Source organism: Aeromonas sp. A35_P (assembly GCF_002259925.1).
Classification (GTDB): Bacteria; Pseudomonadota; Gammaproteobacteria; order Enterobacterales; family Aeromonadaceae; genus Aeromonas; species Aeromonas dhakensis.
The window spans coordinates 1-6,283 of sequence record NZ_NEVB01000097.1 but is presented as its reverse complement, the minus strand read 5'-3'; the positions used below and the strand labels follow the sequence as shown (position 1 = coordinate 6,283).

Here is a 6,283-nt window from a genome sequence, read left to right as displayed (position 1 = left end):
ACCACCAGATGGTCGAGCAACCGGACATCGACCAAGGCCAAGGCCTCTTTGAGGGCTTGGGTGAAAACTCGGTCAGAGTGGCTGGGTTCAGGGTCACCACTTGGGTGATTGTGCACCGCGATGATGGCCCCACAGTTGAGTAACAAGGCCCTTTTGACCACTTCCCGTGGGTAGATGCTGGCGCTATCGAGGGTGCCGCGAAACAGTTCCTCAAAAGCCAGTACGCGATGCTGGGAGTCGAGGAACAGTGCACCAAACACTTCATGATCCCGGTCCTGCAACAAGGTTTGTAGCCGCTCGGCGGCCTCCGTGGTGCTGGTGATGGCGGTGCCTTTGGCCAGACGCTTGCGGGCAATCTGGTTGGCGATACGCAGCAGGTCTTGCTCTGTCACCGGTTCGGTGACGACATAAGTGCCGGGACATTCCCCGGCTTTGAGTTTGTGGTAACGCATAGTGGTCTCCTGAAAAAGAAAGACCCCGGCAGCGCGAGGCATACCGGGGCTAAATGCAGAGGTGTTGTTGGTTCACTTTGAGGGTAGTTCAGCTGGCCGGGGTGGTAACACCTGCTCCTGCAGTGGGTTCGTGTTTCACCGGTATCAGTGGTCCGGGGACCAGCACATTGAGCGGGATAGCCAGCGCAATACTCAGCCGTTCCGCCAGTTCATAGGCAGGGCCGATGGTGTCGTAGTCAGCTACCCAAGTGGCTAGGGCAAGACCGCTGACCTCTAGAGCCCGCAGATAGACGCTGTAGCCCTGCACGGTCAGGCCACTGTCACGTACCACCTGTGTCTCCCCCTCTCGATTGATGGCCTCCAGCTCAACGGCTATCGGTTGTTTAGGCATCTGTGCTCCTCAATCACCATTGACGGTGACGGTAAAAAAGCCCAGCTGCGCGTAGGCGAGGAAAGCGCCTTGCCACATGTGAAAGAGTTCATGGGCTTCTGTTGGCGGCAGCGGTCCCCATCCCTGCAAATAGTGCTCACCATCAAGGAAGTTGAAGTCGAGCTCCTTGTAGAGCTCAGCATCCGGACCCAGCCCCTGGTAGCTGAAGTCGGTGACGTAATCGAACAACCAGCCATCCAGGCCACGTATCAGGCGGAGCTCGACAGGATGGACGCCCCCTTGTTCGGGTGTGTAGCCGGGATTGCGAAAGTTGAAGGTCAGTTGGGTTAAACGCTCCAGATTGAGCTCGGTTTTAGCGATTTCCTGGTCAAGCAGCTCCAGTAGAGCCGGTGCAACGGGCAGGGCAAAGCCGTCCCGAAAAAAGGGAATGGTCATGGTGTGCTCCGAATAAATGGTTGGGACTAGCGCAGTCGCCAGGGCAGAAGCCAGGTTGGCAGCTGGTTCGTCAGGGGTGTGATTAGTGTGTAGAGCGTAGGCACGGTGGTGCAATTTGGCGGCGGTGGCGTTTGTGCGAGCGGGATGGCTAGCAAGACGGTACTCCACGCCTGGTTCACCTGCTCACTGTGGTGCACACCCTGGATACACCAGGTCACGAAGTGCTCGCAGTTGTTGAACTGCAGGTTGTAGGCCCGCTCTCCCAGCCGTTGATGTGCTCGCGCCAAGCTTTCGCTAGGGCTGTAGTAACGGTGGCTGTAGTCACGCAGGTAGCCGTCGCCATTGCCTGTAAATATCTCCAACGATGAGACAATAATTCGCCCTGTCACCGGGCCTTCACTCGAGAAAGGCCCGGCATAGTGAATGACTTGGTTATTGCCCGCGTAGAGGCCGTGATGGTCATAGCCCCATCTGCTTACGACCAGATGGTCACCAGGTTGCATGTCTGCTCCTTTTAGAAAACAAAAAGCCCGGTACGAGACCGGGCATAGCGAAGTGGAGTGGGCTCACTCGAAGGTGTAACCGGCATCCCCCCGGTCGGTATGAATAACCACCTCCAGTACTCGGCACAGCGGTGTTGACTTGAGGGTGAACCGGGCTTGCTGTCCAAAATTCATGGCAACAGGGAACACCTGCTTGATGTACTCTGGCTTCAGCCTGTCTGTACTGGCGAGACAGGTGCTCCATTTCACGCGACCGCTGACACAATCATTGCTCGGCACTTCCCGAACCAACTGACACTGGCCACGGTTGATGGTGATGTCTTTGATCGTGACCGGGTCATTACGAGACACGACCTGCAGTACGCCCTGCTGTGCGCGAAGCTCAAAGTTCAAGGGGGCGGCGGCTGGCTCCGGAGCTGGAAAGGCACAGTCGAAGGCAGCGTCTGTTGCGGCGGACAGGACCTCTTGTACACCCGCTACCGGCAGCTCAACGGTGCGGCCATCCTGGGTGATGGCTTGCAGCGACTTGGCTGAGCGCAGCGCGGCCCACATGTCATAGAACGCCTTGCTGTCATTGCCTGCCACCATGCTCGATAGCGGGGGATAGGTATGGCCATCGATGCGTAGCCAAACGGTTTCAGTAGGTGCTTGGCCTGCTTGGTTGAGTTCGATGCGGCTAAGCTGGCCCATCCGACACGAGAGATAAAGATAGGTCGCGTCATCAACCGTTGCCGAATACTCCGTCACACCCTGCCCCCAGCCATCGTTCCAGCGGCCATTATCACCAAATGCCAGTACGGCAGGCGTCAGCAGTAAGCCCAGCAGGGCTATTATCCATTGATGCATCCCACACTCCTTACACGGCATAGCCGAGGATATTGTTCATAAAACCCTGAAAGGCGAAGAAGCCAATCAGCGCCCCGATTGCCTGCGGCCCCATCAGCCAAAACACTTTGGCCTTGAAGGTCTCGACAGCGCCGCTAGTCGAGATCCAGTCCGGGTGAGTAAAGCGGCGAAACCACTCCCCGATACACATGCCAATGCCAGTGAAAAGCGTGCCGAACACGAAGGAGGCGGTCAGCCCCCAGAATCCGAGCCAGGGGGCTTTGCCGGTCCAGGCGATGTTGATAGTCAGGGCCAGAAAAAGCAGGCCCGCGATAACAAAGTAACGTTTCATGGTATTTCCTCGAACGTGCATAAAAGATCCCCCTGCCAGCGCCAACGCGCCAGCAATCGTGTAGAGGGGGAATAGGGAAGTCGGTTGCCGGGCTGAAATGCAAAACCCCATCAATGCATCAAGTGAAGCTCGGCGGGTATGTGGGGTGTGGTATCCGTTGTGGTGATGCTCTCTCCTTGTTTACTGTTCAGTTGCCTTGAGGATGCGCTGTACGCTCGAGACGCTGATCCCTGCCTGCCTTGCGGTCTCGGCTTTGGTCAGCCCTCGCGCCAGCAACGCCAGCACCTCATTGCCTTTGGCCATGGCGGTCGGTTTGCGTCCCTTGTAGACCCCCCGCTGTTTGGCCAACTCAATCCCCTCGGCTTGCCGCTCCAGCATCAGCTCTCGCTCGAAAGTGGCGATAGCGCCGATCATGGTCAGCATCAGCTTGCCGGTAGGGGTCGAAGTGTTTATCCCCAGATTCAAAATCCTCAGTGCCACCCGCTTGCTTTGCAGGTACTCCGAGATCTCCAACAGGTGACGGGTGTTGCGAGCCAAGCGATCGAGCTTGGTGACTAACACCACATCCCCCTCACGCACAAAGTTCAGTAATTGGGCCAATTGGGGGCGGTCGTCCCTGGCCCCGCTGACCTTCTCCTGAAAAATCGTGCTGCACTCAGCCAGAGCCTGAAGCTGGGTATCCAGGCTCTGCCCGACGGTACTCACGCGTGCATAACCCACCAGTGCCATGGTCTCCTCCTGGTCAATAGGGCAGGGTACACTGACGCCACCAGCCAAAAGCCCCAAACAAACCCTATTGACCTGAAAATTGTGCCGATTTCGTGTGAGTCATAAGGGCCTGACCTATTGACTCAATGCCAGCGTTCACGGCTGCGAAAAGAGCGTTATGTGAGCACTATCCCGAGGTGTATTGGTGAGCCGGGCGTAAGAAAGGGCATGGATTGGTGGAGGAAAATAAGTGGCCGGAATTGGCTCAAGAGAAGGGTTAAATTCGTCATGACGGGTCTCCTGATGTAGCGGGATCGGTGTCCCATATTCGTCAGGAGATAATGTGTGTTTGAGAAAATCTCGGGTTTGGGGGCAGCGTGTTATTTGCCCCGAAAAAACGGAATGGCGGCAATTGAAGCCTGTGCTGCGAGGTGAAATAACACCTTGTGCATCATGCGCTTAACTAACTCGTGTGGATTAGTCAACTAACTTTTGTACAAAAGGGCCTTCTGTTTTAGTACCGCAAGACGTGTGCTTTTCGGCTCGTTAGTCTTGGTTGCAAGACAACGAACAAGCGGAGGAAAACCACGTGTCTCATCTTAATCACAATACCATGGAACAGCATCGAGTACTCAGGGCAAGTGATGTCCATCGCATGCTGGGGATTTCCCGTTCGACGCTCTATGACTGGATCAATCCGTCATCGCCCCGCTATGACCCCTCTTTTCCAAAACGGGTTCAGCTGGGGGCGAATTCGGTGGGATGGCGACTGGTTAGCATCCTAGAGTGGTTAGAGAGAAAAGGGCTCCGTATGGATGCATAAGTCTGTAGGTTCGGTGGTGCAGCTGTTTGCCAGGAATGCTTGATGTTTCTATCAAGCGGACTCAAGCAAATGCGGGGGCGGGATCGCTCAGTCAATTTGGGTTCTTTTGTTATTACCCTATTCACTAGCACTAGATCTATTCACTAGCCCTATTACTAGATCTCCCTAGCCCCTCTAGCACACTAGACACCAGGGCTCTCGCGTAGCGATAGAGCCTCGTCTACAGCCACTCTACGCATAGCATCCTGTCTGGGCTGTAAAACAATACAGCCCGACCTACCTATTGAATCACAGCAAGAGCCTTGACCATGCAACTAGAATCCTATGACTTCGATATCGTGTGCGATATCGGGCGAGTAGCCGAGCCGGGTGCGAAGTATAGACGCACCGCCCACACCGACCGTCTGAGTGCGGTATTTCGCTTGGATAAGCACGTGGCCAAGCTACGTGCCTTCTTGGGTAATGTGAAAAGACGGGAGTTTGTTTCCCCTCAGGAGCAGCGCAAAATCTATCCCACGCTGCTACGTATCACACAGTCGGTAACAGAGCTCTCTGCACTCCGAGGCTATCAGTACCATCCCGATCTACAGTGGCTGGTTGATAACCCGCTGCCCTATGCGGCCATCGGGATAATGCAGGCTGCGCTGCAGTCCCGCAGTCTACGGCCTGGCCCAGAGCTAGAGCAGTACCTACTAGCGGCACACCAAGTGTATGTCTCTGCTGAGCACAAGAAGCGTGTACGGGCCTTTGAGAGCCGAGCGAAGAAGAACCGCCAGAGCTTGACGGAATACGTGCAGGGGCTATTTGAGCGGCACCAGAAGCTCCTGGTGCTGCGTATCGACTTGCACTATGGCCAGGAGTTCCCTGAGAAAGATTCTGCGGATCAGCTACGGGATTGGTTTGGCCGGATGCTGAACAACCGGCGTACCAACAAGATTTTCCAAGGGATGTTAGGTCATGCAGCCAAGCTGGAGTACGCCCCTCGTACGGGTTTTCACTTGCACTGCATGTTCTTCTACAACGGCTCCCTGCATCGGCATGACGGCTTGCTAGGCCAGCGACTGGGGGAGTACTGGCGTGACGTTATCACCGACCAGCAGGGGCGGTATTTCAACTGCAGTGCGATTAAAAACTCCTACAAGGACGTTGGGATTGGTCTGCTGCACTACAGCCAGGGCGCAGACCACGTAGGGTTACAAAAAGCTATCGACTACATGACCAAGAGCGAGCTGCTACTCAGGGCTCGGGAGCTCGGAGGTACTCGACGAGGGTTCTTTCGGGGTGTATTGCCCAGAAAGCCACGACAAACGGGCCGCAGGCGTGTCCACCGAGCCGTAAAGCCACTCGAGTAGTTCTTTGCGCCTCTGTGCTTCGGATAAGCGGCGGTAAGCCGGGGCCAGCAGCGGGTACAGCTCGCAGTCTGGTTTTAACCAGCTATCCAGGGTGCGCTGAATGGTGGCAGGGCTAGCCCCCGTCCAGGGGGTGCTGGGGGCTGGTTTACCCTTATCCAATCTGGTCCTCTCTGTATTTACAAGGCGCTCTATGACTGCGCCGACCGCCTTGATAGCGCGGACATGGTCATTATTCCAGCCCTCAGGGGTGTCCGGTTTGAGCTCTTCCAACAGGTCTTGGACGACCTGCTTCCGCTGCAGTGTTTTAACCTTACTGGCCCCAGCTCGCGCCTGGATGTTTTTCAACGCACATTGGTGCTGGACGGAGCCATAGACGAACCAGGCCAGTTCAGTCGTTTTGTGTAACGCTCGGCAGGCAAACCACAGGTCCCCGTTTTTGTAG

Annotated in this window: 9 protein-coding genes; 2 read left to right on the top strand and 7 right to left on the bottom strand. The window is 55.9% G+C overall.

Going from position 1 to position 6,283, the window contains the following annotated elements:
- The 7 genes from CAK78_RS07115 to CAK78_RS07085 all read right to left on the bottom strand — a co-directional run.
- The coding region (locus tag CAK78_RS07115) for a JAB domain-containing protein (protein ID WP_094696834.1) at window positions 1–452 on the bottom strand (452 nt) is incomplete at its 3' end.
- Window positions 453–540: 88 nt separating this feature from the next.
- Window positions 541–843, bottom strand: a complete 303-nt coding sequence (locus CAK78_RS07110; RefSeq protein ID WP_094696833.1) for a hypothetical protein — start codon at window positions 841–843, stop codon at window positions 541–543.
- Window positions 844–852: 9 nt separating this feature from the next.
- Window positions 853–1,278: a DUF2787 family protein gene (locus CAK78_RS07105; protein ID WP_094696832.1), complete on the bottom strand. Its 426-nt coding sequence runs from the start codon at window positions 1,276–1,278 to the stop codon at window positions 853–855.
- A 26-nt stretch (window positions 1,279–1,304) separates the two neighbouring features.
- Window positions 1,305–1,781: a lecithin retinol acyltransferase family protein gene (locus tag CAK78_RS07100; protein WP_094696831.1), complete on the bottom strand. Its 477-nt coding sequence runs from the start codon at window positions 1,779–1,781 to the stop codon at window positions 1,305–1,307.
- A 63-nt stretch (window positions 1,782–1,844) separates the two neighbouring features.
- Window positions 1,845–2,627, bottom strand: a complete 783-nt coding sequence (locus CAK78_RS07095) for a hypothetical protein (protein ID WP_094696830.1) — start codon at window positions 2,625–2,627, stop codon at window positions 1,845–1,847.
- Between the two features lie 10 nt (window positions 2,628–2,637).
- A complete protein-coding gene (locus CAK78_RS07090) occupies window positions 2,638–2,958 on the bottom strand; it encodes a hypothetical protein (protein ID WP_094696829.1) in 321 nt (106 codons plus the stop codon).
- Window positions 2,959–3,138: 180 nt separating this feature from the next.
- The gene (locus CAK78_RS07085; RefSeq protein ID WP_094696828.1) at window positions 3,139–3,687 is read right to left on the bottom strand and encodes a recombinase family protein; all 549 of its coding nucleotides are present in this window, start codon (window positions 3,685–3,687) and stop codon (window positions 3,139–3,141) included.
- Between the two features lie 592 nt (window positions 3,688–4,279).
- Between CAK78_RS07085 and CAK78_RS07080 the strand changes: the two genes are divergently transcribed.
- Window positions 4,280–4,489 (top strand): helix-turn-helix transcriptional regulator, encoded by a 210-nt coding sequence (locus CAK78_RS07080; protein WP_094696827.1) that lies wholly within the window; start codon window positions 4,280–4,282, stop codon window positions 4,487–4,489.
- A gap of 308 nt (window positions 4,490–4,797) precedes the next feature.
- The gene (locus CAK78_RS07075; RefSeq protein ID WP_094696826.1) at window positions 4,798–5,841 is read left to right on the top strand and encodes a YagK/YfjJ domain-containing protein; all 1,044 of its coding nucleotides are present in this window, start codon (window positions 4,798–4,800) and stop codon (window positions 5,839–5,841) included.
- Window positions 5,842–6,283: the final 442 nt, after the last annotated feature.